The sequence below is a fragment of the Streptomyces sp. A1277 genome (assembly GCF_004795015.1).
Classification (GTDB): domain Bacteria; phylum Actinomycetota; class Actinomycetes; order Streptomycetales; family Streptomycetaceae; genus Streptomyces.
The window spans coordinates 148,256-166,549 of the sequence record NZ_SSBI01000004.1; the positions used below are offsets into that span (position 1 = coordinate 148,256).

Here is an 18,294-nt window from a genome sequence, read left to right on the forward strand (position 1 = left end):
CGGGTGATGACCAGCACCACCGCTCCAGGATCCGGGCAGGAGGGGTTCAGCCCCTTCGCCCACCTCACCGTGCAGAACACCGCTCTCTACCGTCAGGTGATGCGGGCGTTCGTCATGGCCAAGGAACACTTCGCCGTGCATCTGCGCCCCGAGGACGTGTACGCCGCACTGCCCGGGGAGGTGCGGCCGGGCGAGCTCGACGGGGTCGTCAAGGCATTGGACAAGCTGGTCGAGTGGGGGAATCTGCGGGCCGACCCCGACACCGGGCGGGTCAGCGCCGTCGAGGACTTCTACCGCAAACGCTTCATCTACCAGCTGACCCGGGCCGGGGAGGCGGCCGAGGAAGCCCTTGCCGCCTACGACGAGGCGCTCGGGCGGCGGGGCGCCCTTCAGGCCATCGCTCTGCACGACATCGTCACGCAGCTGCGAGCCCTTCTCGTGCTCACGGCCGACGAGCAGCCGGACCCCGGCAAGACGTACCTCGCGTTCGACGCGCTGGCGAGCCGGTTCGCCGCTCTCGCCGAGAACGCGCGCGCGTTCATGGGTTCGCTGCAGCGGACCATTGATCTGCACGAGGTGGAGGAAGCGGTCTTCCTCGCGTACAAGGACCGCCTCATCCAGTATCTGGAACGCTTCATCCAGGACCTGATCACGCTGGGCGGGCGCATCGCCCAGCTCATCCTGGAGCTGGAGGACTCGGGCAGGATCGAGGTCCTGCTCAGGGCCGCCGCCGGGCGGGAAGCGGCCGATGCCGCGCCGGAGGACGCGGAGCCCGCCGCGCAGAGGGCGTACGCCCACTGGGCGGGCCGGTGGGACGGGCTCGCGGTGTGGTTCCTCAGCCGAGACGGGCGCGAGTCGCAGGCCAGACTCCTGCGTGGCCGTGCCCTGGGCGCCATTCCGCAGATGCTGGCCGTCGTCCGTGTGCTGGGGGAACGCCGGGCCGGCCGGTCGGACCGGTCCGCCGACTTCCGTACACTCGCGCGCTGGTTCGCCGAGGCTCCCGACGACGCGTCGCGGCACCAGCTGTGGCGTGCGGCCTTCGGGCTCCACCCCGCCCGGCACCTCACGGCCGACGCGGACACTCTGGCGGCCCGCCTGGCCGTACCCGTGCCGGCCGCGACTCCCTGGGCCGCCGCGGAGCCGCTGCGGATCAGCCCTCAGCTGCGCCGCACCGGAAGCTACGAGCGGCGGGGCAAGCCCCGCAAGGTCGAGGACCGGCAGGCGCGGCGTCGCCACCTCGCCGAGCTGGCAGCCAAGCAGGTGGCCGAGACCGCCGCTGCCCGGGACCGTCTCGTCACCGACGGAACGGTCAGACTGTCCGAACTCGGCGAGCTCGACCCCGCGTCCTTCGGGCTCTTCCTCCAATTGCTCGGTGACGCACTGGCCACCTGGCGACCCGGTATGCGGCACACCGTGGCCACCAGCAACGACGGCTCCATGGAGATCAGGCTCAGTGCTCTGCCCGACGGACCCGCGGCGGAGATCCGTACGCCGTCGGGGACGTTCCACGGGCCCGATCACCTCATCGAGATCGTCGACCTGACGGATGCCGACGAGCCGATGTACGGAGGAAGCGGACGATGACCACGCCACCGGCCGAAGTGCTCGACGGGCAGCACGCCGCCGAGCTCCGCAAGGCCGCCCGCGCCCTGCTGAAACAGCCACTCCTCCTCTCGCGCGGCAAGCACGCGGACGAGTTCCGGCTCGTGCGGCGGCACGCCTCCGAGCTTCGCGAGTGGTTCGACCGCAACACCGGCTGGCCGCTCCACGTGGACGCCGAGACCGCGCGGCTGCGCAAGATCCCCGGCGTACTCCACGATCCGACGCACCCGGCACGCGAGGCGACCCGCGCTGCCGCGCCCTTCACCCGTCGCCGCTACGTCCTGCTCTGTCTGGCCCTGGCATCCCTGGAGCGCGGCGAGTCCCAGATCGCCCTCGGCCGTCTCGCCGACCAGATCGTCCTCGATGCCACCGACCCCGGGCTCGTCGCGGCGGGCATCCAATTCACCCTCGACCGCCGGGACGAGCGCCTCGACCTCGCGGCCGTCGTACGGCTCCTGCTCGGTCTCGGTGTGCTGCGCCGGGTCGCCGGAGACGAGGACGCGTACGTGAACGGTGCGGGCGACGTGCTCTACGACGTCGAACGCCGGGTACTGGCCGGGCTCCTCGCGACACGTCGTGGGCCCTCCACCGTGCAGGCCGAGGCCACCGCAGACCGGCTGGCTCAGCTCGTCGCCGAAACCGCCCTCGACAGCGAGGAGCTCCGCTTCCGCGCGATGCGGCACGCACTGACGCGCAGACTTCTGGACGATCCGGTGGTCTACTACGACGAGCTGAGCGACGCCGAACTCGGCTATCTCACCCGGCAGCGGGGGTTCCTCACGGCCCGGGTCGCCGAGCTGACCGGTCTGGTGCCCGAGATCCGGGCCGAAGGCATCGCCATGGTCGACCCCGACGACGACCTCACCGACGTACGGATGCCCGAGCAGGGCACCCACGGCCACATCACCCTGCTGCTCGCCGAGCACCTGGCGGGGGCGGGCCGCCCCGTCACCACCCACCAGCTCATCCAGCGGGTGCGGGAACTCGCCGTCGTACACGGCACGTTCTGGTCCAAGGCCGCGCGGGAGCCGGGCACGGAGGCGGAACTCGTCGAGCAGGCCGTCGCCCGGCTCGCCGCCCTCGGCCTGGTCTCCCGGACCGCCGACGGGGCCGAGCCCCGCCCCGCGCTGGCCCGCTACGCGGTCGGCGAACCCGTCGTACTCGAACCAGGCACACCCGGCAGCGCGCGCAAGCCGGCACAGCGAAAGGCCGGTCAGGCGTGACCAACCCGCTCCCCGAGCCCCTCCGCACCCGCTGGCAGCCCCTGCGCATCGGGCTCGTCGACCTCTTCCACTACGACGTGGAGGAGTTCCACTTCCGTGACGGACGACTGCTGCTGCGCGGCAACAACGGCACCGGCAAGTCCAAGGTGCTCGCGCTCACCCTGCCCTTCCTGCTCGACGGCGACCTGAGCCCGCGACGGGTCGAGCCGGACGGCGACCCCGGCAAGCGGATGGAATGGAACCTCCTCCTCGGCGGTGATCACCCGCACACCGAACGCCTCGGCTACACCTGGATCGAGTTCGGCAGACTCGACGCGAACACCGGGGGGAGCCACTTCCGTACGCTCCTGTGCGGACTGAAGGCGGTGAGCGGCCGCGGGATCGCCCGGCACTGGTACGCGGTCACCGACCGGCGCGTCCAGCACGGGTCCGGTACACCCGTGGAGGGCTTCCTCAGCCTGGTCGACGCCACCGGCACGGCCCTGACCAGGGACCGCCTCGTCGAAGCCGTCACCGGCCACGGCATGGTGTACGACCAGGCCAAGACCTACCGCAGAGCCGTGGACGAGGCCCTCTTCGGGCTCGGCGAGCAGCGGTACGGAGCCCTGGTCGACCTGCTCGTCCAGCTGCGCCAGCCACAGCTGTCCAAGCGCCCCAACGAGGCGGCCCTCTCCCGCGCACTCACCGAGGCCCTGCCACCGGTGGACCAGGCCGTGATCGCCGACGTGGCCGAGGCGTTCCGCTCACTCGACGAGGAGAAGACCGAACTGGCGGCCGCCTCCGCCGCGGAGCGTGCTGCCGCCGACTTCCTGGAGCACTACCGGCGCTACGCGCGCGTCGCCACCCGCCGCCGCGCCCGGCTGCCACGCGCCGAGCACTCCCGCTACGAGCAACGCCAACGGGACCTCGCCGAGGCACAGGCACAGCAAGCCAGGGCCGAGGAGGAGCGGCAGGCGGCGGCCGAACTCACCGCGAAGCTGGAGGAACAGCACAACCGGCTCCGCGCTCAGGACGAGGCCCTGCGGGAAAGCCCCGAGATGCGCAGCGCCAGAAGTCTTGAGCAGGCACGCCACGAGGTGGAGCGCACCGCGCGTGCGGCGGAGCGCGCGCGGAACGACCGGGAGCAGGCGGCGCGGCTGCACGACAAGCGCCTCGAACGGCTCGGCGCCGCCGAGAACCGGCTGCGCGCGGCCGACCGGCACGCCCAGGACACCTACCGGCAGGCGACCGAGGCCGCGGCGGCCGCCCGGGTGGTCCTCCCGGCGAACGGCCTGCCGGCCGGCGGGCTCCCCCCGAGCGAACTGCGCACCGCCGTCGAGGAGTCCGTGGAGCGAGGCCGACGTGCGCTCACCCATGTGACGGACCTCGCCCGGACCGCCGCCCGCGCCTCGGAGGAACGGCGCACGCACGCCGTCAGACTGGACGAAGCCGATATCGACCGGTCTGCGGCCGCGGCGGAGCTCGGCCTGGCCGAGGAGGACGTGCTGGACGCCGGTCGGGCGCTGCTGGCCGAAGTCCGCACCCGCGCCCGTGGCTGGACCGAGCTTGCCTACGCGGACGAGCCCGGCCTGCTGGACGAACTCCAGGAATGGGTGGGCCGCCTCCACGGCCCGTACCCGGCGCGGACCGAGGCCGTGCGCGCCCACAGCGCCGCATCCGCGCGACTGGCCGAGCAGGCTGCCGCCGTCGGCCGGCGCCGGACCGAACTCACCGAGCGGGCCGACGGGCTGCGGCAGGAACTGACCGCGCTGGAGGCCGGCGGGCGCCGTCCACCGCAGCCGCCGCGCACACGCACCCCCGGTCTGCGCGAGCGGATGACGGGCGCCCCCCTGTGGCGGCTGGTGGACTTCGAGAACGGGCTCTCCGATGAGGAACGCGCCGGCCTTGAGGCCGCCTTGGAGGGGTCCGGGATGCTGGACGCCTGGGTGCTGCCCAGCGGCACGGTTCTCAGGGCCGACACCCACGAGACGCTGCTCGCCCCGGACGGGGCTCCGGTACAGGGCATGTCGCTCGCGCACCTGCTGCGCCCGGCCGTGGACCACGGGGACGCGGGGGCCGCGGCCGTGGGCGAGGAGACCGTGGCCCGGCTGCTCGCCGCAATCGGCGCCGGCCCGGAAGCCGGTGCGGCGGGCGGCGAGCAGACCGGCACCGGACCGGCGGGCGGAGCCGGAACGTGGGCCGCGGTCGACGGGCGCTTCCGGATCGGTGCGCTGACCGGCCGATGGGGCAAGTCCGCCGCCGAGTACATCGGTGAGGGCGCGCGGGAGGCTGCCCGGCGGACCCGCATCCACGTCATCCGCGGCGAACTCGACGTTCTCCAGGGGGAGCTGGCGGACCTCGCCGAACTGATCGCCACGCTGGCCGCCCGCCGCGAGGTGCTGGAGGCGGAGCTGGCCGGGGTACCGGACGAGACCGCCCTCACTCGTGCGCACGCCCGCGTGGCAGCCGCCGCGGAATCCCTGCGCCGGACCGTCGAACGGTGCGAGGAGCGGTCAGCCGCGCTCCTGGAGGCGGCCGAGCGGAGCGAGTCGGCCGCGGTGGATCTCGCGCGGACCGCCGAGGACCTGAGGATGCCGGCGGACGAGGAAGGGCTGGCAGCGGTACGCGACGCACTCGGCGTACTCGCCGAGGTGCTGGCCGCCCTCTGGCCCGCCCTCCGGGAACGCCGAGAGGCGGGCGGCCAGGTCACGGAGGAGCGTACCGAGGCCGGGCAGGCCGCCGAGCGTGCCGCGGAGCTCACGGAGCGCGCGAAGGAGGCGGAGAACGAGGCGTCGGCGGCCGACGAACGCTTCAGCACCCTGCGTGCCACGGTCGGCGCCGCCGTCGACGAACTCCAGCGCCTGCTGGCGCGGACCGCGGAGGCGTCGCGTACGTGCGAGAGCGAGCAGCAGGACGCCCGCCGGCGGTACGCCGAGGCCGACCGGGCCGCGAGCAGGGCCGAAGGCCGCATCGAGCAGTTGCATGCAGGGCTCCGTGAAGCGGCCGAGGCGCGTACCGAGGCCATCGCCGCACTCCAGCGGTTCACCGGCACCGGGCTGATGGCGGTGGCTGTCCCCGACGTCGAGGCGCCCGCCGTCGACGGTGGCGCATGGGCCGCCACTCCTGCCATCGCGCTGGCCCGCGCCATCGACGCGGCGCTCGCCACCGTCGACGACTCCGACAGCGCATGGGAACGCGTGCAACGCCGGCTCAGCGAGGAGTTCAAGGCCCTGCAGGACACCCTCTCCAGGCATGGCCACCGGGCCTCCGCCCGGATGGTGGAGGACGGGATGGTCGTCGACATCACCTACCAGGGCCGTGAGCGGTCCGTACCGGACCTGGCCGCGGCACTGGCCGTCGAGGTCGGCGAGCTGGCACGCATCCTGTCCGCACGGGAGCGGGAGATCCTGGAGACCCATCTGGTCACGGAGGTCGCGGGGACGCTCCAGGAGCTGATCGGTGCGGCCGAGCGGCAGGTGCGGGACATGAACGTCGAACTGGAGGAGCGGCCGACCTCCACCGGCATGCGGCTGAGGCTGGTGTGGCGGGCGTCCCGCAAGGCCCCCGCCGGGCTCGCCCGGGCCAGGGAGCGGCTGCGCCGGTCGGCCGACGTATGGACCGCCGAGGACCGCGCGGCCGTGGGCGAGTTCCTTCAGGAGCTGATCGCCCGCCAGCACACGGAAGACGCCACGGGCAGCTGGCTCGACCACCTCACTGCCGCGCTCGACTACCGGACCTGGCACGAGTTCGGGGTCGAGCGGCACCAGCAGGGCCGCTGGATTCCGGCCACGGGACCCGCTTCCGGAGGCGAGCGGGTGCTGGCCGTGTCGGTGCCGCTGTTCGCCGCCGCATCCTCCCACTACGCGAGTGCGGGCAGCCCGTACGCACCGCGCCTGGTCACCCTCGACGAAGCGTTCGCCGGGGTGGACGACGACTCCCGCGCCAAGTGTCTGGGCCTGCTGCACGCCTTCGACCTCGATGTCGTGATGACGAGCGAGCGCGAGTGGGCCTGCTACCCGCAGGTGCCCGGCATCGCCATCGCCCAGTTGTCGCGGATCGACGAGGTCGCGGCGGTGCTCGTCACCCGGTGGGAATGGGACGGCACGCGCAGGCGGCGCGGCCCGGACCCGGCGGGGCCCGCGCACGCGGTTCCCGCGTCCCGGGCCGAGCAGGCCGACGCGTCGGAGCCGCTGTGGACCTGACCCCCGCGACGGCCGACGGCGTACGACTGCGCAGACTCCTCGGCGCACCCGGACTCGGCTGGCTGGTCGACCGGGCGCGCCGGCGCCTGGAGCGCGGGCAGCCGCTCACCGGCCCGGTATCACTGAGCTCGCCCACGGAAGACCAACGGATGGCCGCGGAAAGGCTGTTGGGCCGTGCACCAGGCGGCGGGCGGTCCTTGTCCGTGCGTCTCGACGTGGTGGACGACGTGCTGCGCCGCTCCGGCATCAGCCCGGCCGGGCTGGCCGCGGCCGTGGTGGCACTCACCGGGCCGGTCACCCTCCTCGGCGATGCCCGTGCCGAGGAGCAGCGGGCCTGGGCGCGGGCATACGTCCCGCTCGAAGCCCTGGCGGACGAGGTCCCCGCCCTCCGGGGCTGGGCCGAACGGCTCCGGAACGACGGGCTGGTACGGCGCCTCGCCGGAACACCCACCGCAGCGGCCGACCTGCTCGGCCGTGCCGCCACCGTCGTGAGGGCCCTCCCGGTGGAGCCGCCGGTGTCGCTCCCCGCGTTCGCCTCCCGGCTCCTCGGCAGTGCGCACGCGCTCGACGACGGAACCCCGCTCTGTACGCTCACCCTGTCCGGCGTCCGGGCGCTGACCGGGGCCCCTGACGCAGGCGGTGTGCAGGGGCGGCGTGAGGCGTGGGCATCGGTGGGCCTGTTGCGCGACGAGCTGTCCTCGACCGTGCTCGCCCTGAACCTGCGGGGGACTCCCGCCCTGGACTGGATGGCCGACGCGGGTGAACCCGCCGTGCTGACCCTGCGGCAACTGACGCGCTGCCCGCCCAGCTCGGCGCCACCGGTGGTCCGGATCTGCGAGAACCCGGCCGTGCTCGCCGCGGCCGCCGACACGTACGGCACGCGGTGCGCGCCGCTGGTCTGCCTCCAGGGCCAGCCGTCCGCCGCCGCCCTCGCCCTCCTGAGCCATCTCCACACGCACGGGAGCCGCTTCCACTACCACGGCGACTTCGACTGGGGAGGCATGCGGATCGCCGCCGCCCTGCTGCGGCGGGTCCCCTGGAGCCCGTGGCGCTACACCGCGGCCGACTACCGCGCCGCCGTGCACACGCTGCCCGCCGGTCCACCCCTCACCGGGACCCGGGCAGAGGCCCCGTGGGACCCCGGCCTGCCGGACGCGTTGCAGGAGGCGGGTGTGCGGGTGGAGGAGGAGGCGGTGCTGGACGATCTGCTGGGCGATCTCGGATGAGATGAGGAGAGGGCCCTCCGTCACATCCGGAAGGGGGAGCCCCGTATGTCGCGTGCACCGAGGCCGGTACGGCTGCGGGCGTTGGCCTCGGCGACGCGGGCGCTCAGCAACTCGGCGGGGTCGAGCGGCCGTAGGTCGGCCGGGTCGGCCTCCCACTCGCGGCCACCGGCGAGCGGGCGGAGCTGGAGGCAGGGACCTTCGTGGCCCATCACCAGGCCCACCCGGCCGCTTCCGGCGTCGTGCACGGCCGTCCCGACGCGAGGGACCCCGTCATCGGTCACCCGGTCGCTCCGTTCCTGATCACCTCGGCGAGGGCGTGCGCCACGGGGGCGGAGCAGACGCCGAGGTGGACGAGTGCGTAACCGGCCGGCCGTACGCCGCCGTCGCCCTCCGCGTCGCGCCACGGGGTGCGTACGTCCATCGCGGGCAGCTGGATGCCGGCGGTTGTCAGGGCGGCGGCGAGGGCGTCGCGGGCATCGACGGCCTCCTGGATCTTGGCTGTTGACGCGTTCTCCGCCTGGGGCGTCCTGCGGGGGAGGGACGGCTTCATGGGGTTTCTTCCTTCGGTTGTTCTTTCGCTGATTCCTCTGCCTGGCCACCCGCCCGGTAATACGGTGCGTGAGGGGCTCGTTACGAGGATGGCCCCGTCAGCGGTGTGACACACCGAGGGCGAAGGGTGCCTCCCCGGTGGGTGGGCCACCTTCCACACGTTCCACGGAGGGCGCGATGCCGACGAGGCGGGCGGTCACAGGCCGCAGCAGGGAACCACGGGCACGGTTCGCGGAGGAGCTGCGGCACCTGCGAACCGCGCGTGGCGACAGTCTGCGGCAGCTCGGCGAACGGCTGGGCTGGGACTGGTCGTTGTTCGGGAAGATGGAGAAGGGCGAGACGGTCGGCGGCCCCGAGGTGGTCGAGGCGCTCGACCAGTACTACGGCACACCGGGGCTGCTGTTGGCGCTGTGGGAACTGGCCATCAGCGACCAGACGCAGTTCAAGGAGCGGTACCGGCGGTACATGGCCCTGGAGGCCGAGGCGACGAGCCTGTGGCACTTCGCGGTGAGCGTCGTGCCCGGTCTGCTGCAGACACCGGGGTATGCGCGGGAGTTGCTGGCGGCAGGAGGACTACGCGGTGACGCCCTGGACCAACAGGTCGAGGCACGGATGGGGCGGCAGAATCTACTGACAGCGGATGACCCGCCGCCCTTCCGTACCATCCTGTCGGAGGCAGTGCTCCGGACGACCCTGCGAAGTGCACAGGAGTGGCGAAGGCAGCTTGAATACCTCGTCGAGGCGGGGGGCCGACCGAACCTGACGCTGCAAGTTCTGCCTCAGGCGGCCGGACTGCACGGCCTGTCGAGCACCGACGTCTGGTTTCTCCGGTTGCACGACACTCGTACGGTGGCGTACACGGAGCATGGGTACGGCGGAGAACTGCATGAGGAAAGCGCTGCGGTGGAGCGTATGCAACGTGCGTACGATGCAACGCGTGACCTGGCGCTTTCCCCGGCCGAGTCGCGAAAATTCATCTTGCGTATGTTGGAGGAACTGCCGTGCGAGCCATCGACCTGAGCGCCGCGACCTGGCACAAGAGCAGCCACAGCAACCAGGACGGTGGCGCGTGCGTCGAGGTTTCCCGCAGTTTCGCCGATGTCGTCCCGGTCCGTGACAGCAAGCACCGGGGTGGCCCCGCCCTCACCTTCACCGCGGACGGCTGGTCGTCCTTCGTGTCCGCGGTGAAAGACGGTGCCGTGGGCGCCTGAGTCGCCCCACCGCGCGAAACGGCCCTGGAGCGAGACCGAGCGGGCGGCAGGGGCGGGATGTCCACCTGGGCCCGCGACACCTTGCGTATCAGCTGGCACGGGAAGGCGAGTCCGCATCTGCCGAGGTAGTGCGTGAACCCGCCTCGATCGGGGCCGGCCGGCCCGTACGCACGAGGACTTCCGACTCCTCGTGGACCACGACGAGTCGCTGCTGCGGAGCGCGGACACGGTGGTGACCGCCACCCTGGAGCCCAGCACGGATCTGCTCGCGACGGGGACGCTGCCGGAGGGCATCGCCGCGGTACTGGATTCGATCCGTCCGCAGACCCGCATCGTGAGCCTGTGCACCTCGGCCTTTCTGCTCGCGGCGGCCGCCCTCACGCCGGTGCGTCGCAGCGCCGTGGCGTGAGGGCGGGCAGGCGCAGCTGCGTTCCGTGCGCCGCTGAACTGTTGCTTCGAGTGGTGCGCCTCGCCGAGGTGGGTGCGGGCGAGGAGGGCCCGGTCGGCGTCTCGGCGCTGGGCCGGTCATCGAGGCTCGGGCATTCGGCGCGTTCTGTCAACGGATGAGCCGGTTCCGTAACATTTCGGTCCTGCGTACACGCCCTCCTCACGTTATACCCCTAGATTCTCCGCCATTACATGAACACTTCACGCGTTCACCCATTACCTTCATGGGATCATTGAGCGGCCACAATGAGCCATCCCGGAGGCAGATGTGGCCCCTTCGATGTGTTGTTTCCGCGTGCATGGGGGGACTGGCATGAGCATCCGCATCGTCGTGGCCGGAGAGTACGCGTTGTCCGTCGAGGTGATGGCGAAGTACCTGGATACCGTGGCCGACTTCTCCGTGGTCGGGGCCGCGAAGCAGCACGGTGATCTGCTGCCGGCGGTGGCGCGGTTAGAGCCTGCCGTCGCGGTGGTCGAGACGGGCACCGTGGACGAGGACGTACTGGCCATTCTGGGGCAGTTGCGTACGACGCAGCCGCAGTGCGGGGTTGCGCTGATATCGAGCCAGTCCTCGCCGAACTTCACCGACCAGGCGATCCGGGCCGGGGTGCTGAGCGTGGTGTCCCTCCAGGTCGAACTGCAGTACCTGATAGGGGCGATACGGGGGGCGGCGGTGGGCTGTCTGACCATGGATCCCGGTCTCTTCGCCTCCCCGCCGGTGTCGCTGCACTGTCCGCTGAGCGCCCGGGAGGCCGATGTGCTCCGGCTGACCGCCTCGGGCGCCTCGCTCAAGGAGATCGCCCGGGATCTGTATCTGGCGGTCGGCACGGTACGGAACCTGGCCTCGACCGCCATCCGGAAGCTCCAGGCCCGCAACCGCTTCGACGCGGCCCGGATCGCGACCGAGCAGCGCTGGTTGTGAGGCGGGCGGGCTATGACGCCGTCTGTCCCGCTCCTTCCCGCCTCGCGGCCGCCTCCGCGTCGTGTCCGTAGAGCCAGCTCATCGCCCGCAGCCCCGCCAGGCCCCGCGGGTCCGCAGGGGCGCCGGGCCGGTGGGGGCCGGACGGTTTCGGGTGGTCGCGCAGATGCAGGAACCGGGTGCTCTCGCGCGCGCCGCGCTGGATCAGCGTGGTGCGGGGGAGGCGGAGTTCCTGGTAGCGGCGCAGCGCTGTCGGTGCGTCGGCCTTGGCGGCCCGGCCCAGGCATACGGCCAGGGTGACCGCGTCCTCGATCGCCTGGTTCGCGCCCTGGGCCAGGAACGGCAGCATGGGGTGGGCGGCGTCGCCGAGGAGGGCCACCCGGGGGGTGACCCAGTCGGGCAGGCTCTCGCGGTCGTGCAGGGGCCAGCGGCGTACCGTGTCGGCGGCGGCGATGAGGCGGGTGACCGTAGGGTTCCAGCCGCGGTAGGCGGCGGCGAGTTCGGCCGGGTCGCCCTCGGCGGTCCAGGACTCCTCGCCCGCCGTGCGTGCGGGCACGGTGGCGGTGAAGCTGATCTCCCGCCCCGCGGAGACCGGGTAGCACACCAGGTGGCGCCCCGGGCCGGGCCAGACGCGGACCTCCGGTTCGTCGGCCGGCCAGGGGAGGCGGTCGGCCGGGACCAGGCCGCGGTAGACGCTGCTGCCGGAGAATACCCGGGCGTCACCGGCCAGCCAGGAGCGGACGGCGGAGTGCACCCCGTCCGCGCCGATCACCACGTCCGCCCGAATCCGGGCGCCCGAGGCGAAGGTGAGGTGTACTCCGCCGGGGGTCTCCGTCAGGTCCGTCAGCCGGTGCCCGGGCCGGAGCTGTCCCGGGCCGACCGCTTCCCTCAGTACGCGGTGCAGTTGGGCCCGGTGGACCGTGTAGTAGGGCGCGCCGTAGCCGCGGTGGCAGGCCGCGCCCAGTGCGGTGGTGCTGAGCGGGCGGTCGTCGTCCCAGCCGCGCAGGCGCAGCGCACGGGGCAGGACCGCGATCGCGCGGAGCGCTTCGGTGAGGCCCAGCCGGTGCAGCAGGCGGGTGGCGTTGGGTGCGAGCTGGAGCCCGGCGCCCGCCCCGGCCGGTTCCGGGCTCCGCTCGAAGACGGTGCAGTCCACCCCTTCGCGCCTCAGGGCGAGGGCCAGGGTCAGCCCCGCGATGCCGCCGCCGATCACCGCCACGGCGGCGGCACGTACCTGTACGCCCTGCGTCCCGGTCACTGCTCGCGGCAGAACTCGTCGATGGGGTAGCCGACGTGCCGGTCGGCCGTGGGTACGTACCCCAGCAGCGTGTCCCCGGGGGCGAGTTCGGTGCAGTTCAGCACCACGCCGCCCGGGCCCAGCACCCGTACGTGCCAGTCGTCCTGGAGGATGAGGTTGACCCGTACCCCTTCCGGTGACACCGCGTCGACCGAGATCAGCGGTCTGGTCTCGACCTTGATCCGGCCCACCGGCACCACGCGGGTCCGGCCGGTGGCGTCCACCGCCAGCGCCGGGGCGCCCGCGTGCAGTTCGCTGAGGTAGTTGGTGCGTCCGTGCGGTGCGACGACGTACGAGTGCACCGCGCCGGCGTTCACCCGGAAGGGGCGGGTCGGCATGTACGGCAGGGGGTGCGTCTCGCTGACGCACAGCACCATGCCCTTGGAGTAGGAGCCGACCAGCAGCCCTTCGTTCTCGCCGAGCTGGCTGCAGGTGTCCACGCAGGCCCGCTCGCCCATGCCGATGTGGGTCGTCGCGGTGACGGTCAGTTCGGTGAGCGTCAGTTCACCGGCCGAGGAACGGGCCGCCTCCACCAGCGCGGTGGCGTCGCCCACGCGGTGGCCGGGCATCATCACCCCGTCCGAGCCGAGTTCCAGCACCCCGAAGGTGATCGCCGCATCCTCCGAGTCGGCGGCGGTGGTCACGATCGAGCCCTTGGAGCCCGTGGCGGCGGCGATGACGATCTCCAGCGGGATCTTGGTCGGGTCGCGGAAGTCGAGGACGCTCCAGCGCTCGGTGCGCGCCGCGTGGCACGCCTCCTCCAGGCTCGCGGCGTCGGTGATCTCCACCAGGCGGCCGAACTCCACCTCCGGATGGGCCTGTTCGAGCTCGGTGCGGCCGGTGAAGCCGGGCGGCAGGATGACGATGTCGGCCGCGCCGGGGAAGCACTCGTCCCGCCACCAGCCGTCGCCGCCGGGCAGCAGCACCTTGCGGACGGTGGGCGGGAGGCCGGCCAGGGTCTGCAGGTCTCCGGCGACGATGCCGTCGGTCCGCTGGTGCAGGGCCTCCTCGATGATCGCGGGCCGGGCGGCACCGGCACCACGGATGTCAAGCCAGCACAGCTTCTGTCCGTTCATCACACTGCCCTTCTGTCTCGTCAGCCATGTGCAGCCGCGGCTCGCCGTGCACCACGGCGGCCACCTGGGCGGCCATCCGGCGGGGATCGGCGGCCTGGAAGATGTTGCGCCCCATCGCGACCCCGGCGGCGCCGCCGAGCAGGGCGTCCCTGACGAACGCCAGCGCGTCGGTGCCCGAACCGCGGCGCGGCCCGCCCGCGCACAGCAGCGGGATCGGGCAGGCGGCGACCACGTCACGCATCTCGGCCACGCTCCCCGCGTACGGGGCCTTGACCACGTCCGCGCCGAGGTCAGCGGCGAGCGTCGCCGCGTGCACCACCAGCTCCGGGGCCTGCGGATCGCGGATGCCGGGGCCGCGCGGGTAGACCATCGCCAGCAGCGGCAGGTTCCAGCGGTCGCACAGGTCCGCCACCCGGCCCAGGTCCCCGATCTGCTGCCGCTCGTCCGCCGAGCCCATGTTGATGTGGACACTGACCGCGTCCGCCCCGAGCCGCAGCGCGTCCTCCACCGCGGTCACCAGGTACTTGGCCTCCGAATCCGGCGCGTGCCGGGTGCTCGCGCTGAGGTGCACGATGAGCGACATGCCGGCGAACCGGGCCGGGCTGATGTGCCGCAGCACGCCCTTGTGGACGACCACGGCGTCGACACCGCCCGCGGCCAGCTGGCCGGTCAGGCGGTCGATGGTGCTGCCGCGAGGCACCACCGGGCCGTCGGTGATGGAGTGGTCGAGCGGGGTGATCAGGAGCCGGCCGTCCCCGTGGCGGAACAGCCTGCCGAGCCGCATCTCACGCGCGAAATGCAGATATGACGTCATATCGCTCTCCTCTCCCCGGTGGTTTCCCGCACGCCGGGTTCGCTGTCCGCCGCCTGCGCGAGACCGCGGAGATACCGCACATCGGGCTTGCCGCCGTCGTTCAGCGGCAGCTCCGGCCACCGGCTGATGCGCACCGGCACATGCGCCGAGTCCAGCCGCGCCCCGACATGGGCCCGCAGCCGGGCGTCGTCGCCCTCGCTCCCCGGGTACAGGGACACCGCCGCGTGCACCCGCTCCACCCGGTCGCGGTCCCGCACCCCGAACACCACCGCCTGCCGCACCGCCGGATACTCGGTCAGCACCCGTTCCACGGCGACCGGGTGCACCTTCTGCCCGCCGCTCTTGATGACCTGGCCCAGGCGGCCGGTCAGCCGGAGCCTGCCGTACACATCGAGACGGCCGAGGTCACCGGTGCGCAGCCAGCCGTCCGGGGTGCTGCCCTGCGCCGGGTCGCGGCCGAGGTAGCCGTCCATGACGGTCGAGGACCGCACGCACACCTCGCCGGCCGCGCCCCGGGGAACGTCCTGACCGGTCTCCGGGTCGCGCAGGCGCAGCCCGACCCAGGGGAACGGCCGGCCCACGGTCCCCAGCAGCTCCGGTTCCTGGTGGTCCAGCCGGTCCAGGCCGCAGATGCCGCCCGCCTCGGAGGAGCCGTACAGCTGGGACAGCGGCCCCGCGAACCAGCGCAGCGCCTCGGTGATCCGGTGCGGTGCGGCCGGGGTCCCGGAGTACACCACCTGGCGCAGCGCTGACAGGTCCGGCCGGCCGCCGGCACCGAGCCGTTCGGTGAGCCGGTAGAGGTGCGGCACCGCCAGATAGGTGTCCGTCACGGCGAGGCGGCCGAAGGCGTCCAGTACCTCGTCGGCGTCGAAGTGCTCGTGCAGCACCACCGAACCGCCCGCCGCGAGCACCGCGTCCACCATGGAGCCCACCGTGTGGCTGACCGGGGTGACGGCCAGGACGCGGGCGGGCCCGCCGGGGCCGGGGGCCGAAGGGTAGACGCCGACGGTCGCGTTCCAGGTCCGGTAGGTCTGGACGATGCCCTTGGGCAGCCCGGTCGTCCCGCTGGTGAAGGTGATCCGGGCGCGGGCTCCGGGGTCGTAGGGCGCCGTCTCGCCCGGGCCGAAGCCCGCGTTCTCGGGCACCCGGGCCAGAGCGCTGCCCGCCCGGGGGGCCGTGCTGCCCGGGGCGGGCAGCAACAGGCCGCGCAGAGCGGGCGAGACCAGCGCGGCCGCGCGTACGGCCGTGGTCTCGTCGGCGACCAGGAGACGACTGCCGGTGTCCCGCAACACCTCGGCCTGGACCTCGGGCGGAAGCATCTCGGCGTCACTGCGGGGGTTGGCCGCGCGGACCGACACCACGGCCGCGCCCAGCAGGTGCGCGGCGTAGCGCGCGAAGAGCGCCGTGGGGTGGTTCGCCGCCGTGAGGAGGGCGACCGTGTCGCCCGCGGCGATACCGGAGTTACGCAGGGCGGCGGCCGTGTCGAAGACCGACGACAGGCTTTCCCGCGCGGTGAGGCGGTGCCCCGACCAGTACACCGCCGGTGCGTCCGGATGCTCCGTCCAGGTGTGCGACAGGCGGAAGGCGTAGTGCTCGTGCCGCGCCCAGGACGGGGGTATCCGCACGGGGGGACCAGTGCTCATAGGGCTCCTCTCCGGGACGTGCACGGGAACGGCCCCGCGTACCGGACCGGAAGGCGGGCCGGTACGCGGGCACCTGCGGTCAGCAGCAGCAGCAGGTGGAGGAGGAGGACGAGCAGCAGAGGCTGACGTCGGCCGCCGCCTCGGAGGCGACGCTCAGGCTCGACGAGCTCGCGCCCATCTCCGGCAGACCCACGCTGTCGGAGACCTCCAGCACCTCCAGCTCGGCGATGTCGAAGGAGGCGAAGAGGTCGCCGGCCGGGGTCTCGTTCGCGAGGGTGCTCATGATGGATCCCTTCCATTGCTTGTGCAGAGGGCTTCGATGACGCGCTGATGCTGGCAGTCGGGCGTCGGCCGGGACAACGGCCGCCCGAGCCGCCCTGACATTCATCACGTTCTTTTCCGGAGGGGGTTCCGCGGGCCTGCCCGGCGTGGAACGGGCACTAGCGTGACCACGTTTCCGGACCTTCCCGGGAAGGGAGAGAGAGTTGAGCGCTGCGCCGCCCCCGGCCTCGGAAGAGGCCCCCGCCGATGTTCTCGTCGTCGGGTTCGGCCCGGTCGGCCAGGTGTTGTCGATCCTGCTCGCCCAGCGCGGATGGCAGGTCACGGTCGTCGAACGTTGGCCCCGGCCCTACCCGATGCCACGTGCCGTCGCCTTCGACGCCGACGCCGCCCGCATCCTCCACGCCACGGGGGTCGGCCCCCACCTGAGCACGTTCGGGGAGCCCTCCGAGGACTACGTGGTGGCCGACGCCGCGGGCCGCACCCTGCTCCGTATCGGGCTGGGCCACGACCCCGCCCACCGCTGGCCCGCCTCGACCTCCATGTACCAGCCGGGCCTGGAGGAGGCGTTGGCCGGGCGCGCCGCGCGGCTCCCCAACCTGCGGCTGCTGCGCGGTCACGAGGCGGTGCGGCTGACCGCCCGGGACACCGGAGCCGACCTCACGGTGCGCCGCGCGGACGGGGGCCCCGAGCGGGTGCTGCGCGCCCGCTGGGCCGTCGGGTGCGACGGCGCCAACAGCATGGTGCGCGAGGCGATGGGCGCCGGGCTGAGCGACGGGGGCTTCGCGCTGGACTGGATGGCCTGCGATGTGACTCCGCACCGCGCGGCCGACTTCCCGCCCTGCAACGTGCAGATCGCCGACCCGGCGCGCCCCCGGGTGGCGGTCTCGGCCGGGCCGGGGCACCGGCGCTGGGAGTTCATGCGGCTGCCCGGCGAGGCCCCCGAGGCGTTCGGCATCGCCGAGAACGCCTGGCGGCTGCTCGGGCTGTTCGGTGTCGAACCGGGCAACGCCACGCTGGAACGCCACGCCGTCTACACCTTCACCGCCCGCAACGCGGACCGCTGGCGGGCCGGCCGGGTCCTGCTCGCCGGGGACGCCGCCCACCAGATGCCGCCGTTCGCCGGGCAGGGCATGTGCTCCGGCATCCGCGACGCCGACGACCTGGCCTGGAAGCTGGACCGCGTACTGGCCGGCGCCGCGCGCCCCGAGCTGCTGGACAGTTACGAGGCCGAGCGCCGCCCGCACGCCCAGGGCAGCATCGACCGCTCGGTCGCGCTCGGCCGGATGATCTGCCTGACCGATCCCATCGCCGCGGCACACCGCGACACCGCGATGGCGGCACGGCCGGACGCGGACGTCGCCCGCCCGGCACAGCCCGGCGTCCACGCCCCGGACGGGGGCCTGTACCACCGCCGGGACGACGGCACGCCCGGCCTCGGAGCGGGGCTGCCCGTCCCGCCGGCGGTGCTCGGGGCCGCCGGGCACCTCGGCCCGGACCCGGTGCTGCTCACCGCCGACGATCCGGCCGCGCTGCACGCCTCCGGCGCGTTCGAGCGCGCGGAGCGCTGGCGGCTGCGGCTGCGCCGGCTGCGGCCCGGGGACACCGCCGACGAGCTGCTGCGGGCCTGGCTGGAGTCGCTGGGCGCGACGGCGGCCGTCATCCGGCCGGACTGCCGGGTCTACGGCCTCGCCCGGAACCCGTCGGAGGCCGAGGCCCTGGTGCGGGAGCTGGCCGACCGCTACGCACCGTCCCTGGAGCCGACCGCGTAACAGCGCCGAGGGGGTGACGGTCCGCTCGGACCGTCACCCCTCCTCGACGTCCGCCCAC

16 protein-coding genes are annotated in these 18,294 nt (G+C 73.2%); 9 read left to right on the forward strand and 7 right to left on the reverse strand.

The window, feature by feature from the left end; genetic code table 11:
- The first annotated feature begins 6 nt into the window (after window positions 1-6).
- From E6R18_RS04495 to E6R18_RS04510, 4 genes are read left to right on the forward strand one after another with little or no spacing between them, the layout of a single operon-like run.
- Window positions 7-1,584 carry a TIGR02677 family protein gene (locus tag E6R18_RS04495; RefSeq protein WP_136315514.1) on the forward strand — a complete coding sequence of 526 codons (1,578 nt, stop codon included), beginning with the start codon at window positions 7-9 and terminating at the stop codon, window positions 1,582-1,584.
- Window positions 1,581-2,825 carry a TIGR02678 family protein gene (locus E6R18_RS04500; protein ID WP_136315515.1) on the forward strand — a complete coding sequence of 415 codons (1,245 nt, stop codon included), beginning with the start codon at window positions 1,581-1,583 and terminating at the stop codon, window positions 2,823-2,825. The genes E6R18_RS04495 and E6R18_RS04500 overlap by 4 nt, the downstream gene beginning before the upstream one ends.
- Window positions 2,822-7,006 carry a TIGR02680 family protein gene (locus tag E6R18_RS04505; RefSeq protein ID WP_136315516.1) on the forward strand — a complete coding sequence of 1,395 codons (4,185 nt, stop codon included), beginning with the start codon at window positions 2,822-2,824 and terminating at the stop codon, window positions 7,004-7,006. The genes E6R18_RS04500 and E6R18_RS04505 overlap by 4 nt, the downstream gene beginning before the upstream one ends.
- Complete coding sequence (locus E6R18_RS04510) at window positions 6,997-8,232, forward strand: TIGR02679 family protein (protein WP_240799587.1); 1,236 nt, start codon at window positions 6,997-6,999, stop codon at window positions 8,230-8,232. Before E6R18_RS04505 ends, E6R18_RS04510 begins: the two co-directional genes overlap by 10 nt.
- Before the next feature lie 20 nt (window positions 8,233-8,252).
- Here E6R18_RS04510 and E6R18_RS04515 read toward each other — a convergent pair whose 3' ends face one another.
- Window positions 8,253-8,513: a hypothetical protein gene (locus E6R18_RS04515; RefSeq protein WP_136315518.1), complete on the reverse strand. Its 261-nt coding sequence runs from the start codon at window positions 8,511-8,513 to the stop codon at window positions 8,253-8,255.
- Window positions 8,510-8,782, reverse strand: a complete 273-nt coding sequence (locus E6R18_RS04520; RefSeq protein WP_136315519.1) for a hypothetical protein — start codon at window positions 8,780-8,782, stop codon at window positions 8,510-8,512. The genes E6R18_RS04515 and E6R18_RS04520 overlap by 4 nt, the downstream gene beginning before the upstream one ends.
- 176 nt (window positions 8,783-8,958) lie before the next feature.
- Here E6R18_RS04520 and E6R18_RS04525 point away from each other — a divergent pair, with 176 nt between their 5' ends.
- The 4 genes from E6R18_RS04525 (at window position 8,959) to E6R18_RS04540 (ending at window position 11,361) form a co-directional block, all read left to right on the forward strand.
- Complete coding sequence (locus E6R18_RS04525) at window positions 8,959-9,801, forward strand: helix-turn-helix transcriptional regulator (protein WP_136315520.1); 843 nt, start codon at window positions 8,959-8,961, stop codon at window positions 9,799-9,801.
- On the forward strand, window positions 9,783-9,992 hold the full coding sequence (locus E6R18_RS04530; RefSeq protein ID WP_136315521.1) for a DUF397 domain-containing protein: 210 nt from the start codon (window positions 9,783-9,785) through the stop codon (window positions 9,990-9,992). The genes E6R18_RS04525 and E6R18_RS04530 overlap by 19 nt, the downstream gene beginning before the upstream one ends.
- A gap of 190 nt (window positions 9,993-10,182) precedes the next feature.
- Complete coding sequence (locus E6R18_RS04535; RefSeq protein WP_240799588.1) at window positions 10,183-10,401, forward strand: hypothetical protein; 219 nt, start codon at window positions 10,183-10,185, stop codon at window positions 10,399-10,401.
- Between the two features lie 351 nt (window positions 10,402-10,752).
- Window positions 10,753-11,361 carry a response regulator transcription factor gene (locus E6R18_RS04540; RefSeq protein ID WP_240799589.1) on the forward strand — a complete coding sequence of 203 codons (609 nt, stop codon included), beginning with the start codon at window positions 10,753-10,755 and terminating at the stop codon, window positions 11,359-11,361.
- A 10-nt stretch (window positions 11,362-11,371) separates the two neighbouring features.
- On the opposite strand, the gene E6R18_RS04545 is transcribed toward E6R18_RS04540, so the two are convergent.
- From E6R18_RS04545 to E6R18_RS04565, 5 genes are all read right to left on the reverse strand, one after another.
- A complete protein-coding gene (locus E6R18_RS04545) occupies window positions 11,372-12,613 on the reverse strand; it encodes an FAD-dependent oxidoreductase (RefSeq protein WP_136315522.1) in 1,242 nt (413 codons plus the stop codon).
- Entirely contained in the window at window positions 12,610-13,728 is a 1,119-nt protein-coding gene (locus E6R18_RS04550) for a 3-dehydroquinate synthase II (protein WP_136315523.1), read from the reverse strand. The genes E6R18_RS04545 and E6R18_RS04550 overlap by 4 nt, the downstream gene beginning before the upstream one ends.
- The gene (locus E6R18_RS04555; RefSeq protein WP_136315524.1) at window positions 13,700-14,542 is read right to left on the reverse strand and encodes a 2-amino-3,7-dideoxy-D-threo-hept-6-ulosonate synthase; all 843 of its coding nucleotides are present in this window, start codon (window positions 14,540-14,542) and stop codon (window positions 13,700-13,702) included. The genes E6R18_RS04550 and E6R18_RS04555 overlap by 29 nt, the downstream gene beginning before the upstream one ends.
- Window positions 14,539-16,185, reverse strand: coding sequence for a fatty acid--CoA ligase family protein (locus E6R18_RS04560; RefSeq protein WP_136315525.1), 1,647 nt, complete (start codon window positions 16,183-16,185; stop codon window positions 14,539-14,541). Before E6R18_RS04560 ends, E6R18_RS04555 begins: the two co-directional genes overlap by 4 nt.
- A 79-nt stretch (window positions 16,186-16,264) precedes the next feature.
- Window positions 16,265-16,468: a thiazolylpeptide-type bacteriocin gene (locus E6R18_RS04565; protein ID WP_136315526.1), complete on the reverse strand. Its 204-nt coding sequence runs from the start codon at window positions 16,466-16,468 to the stop codon at window positions 16,265-16,267.
- Between the two features lie 202 nt (window positions 16,469-16,670).
- Here E6R18_RS04565 and E6R18_RS04570 point away from each other — a divergent pair, with 202 nt between their 5' ends.
- Complete coding sequence (locus E6R18_RS04570) at window positions 16,671-18,236, forward strand: bifunctional 3-(3-hydroxy-phenyl)propionate/3-hydroxycinnamic acid hydroxylase (RefSeq protein WP_136315527.1); 1,566 nt, start codon at window positions 16,671-16,673, stop codon at window positions 18,234-18,236.
- Window positions 18,237-18,294: the final 58 nt, after the last annotated feature.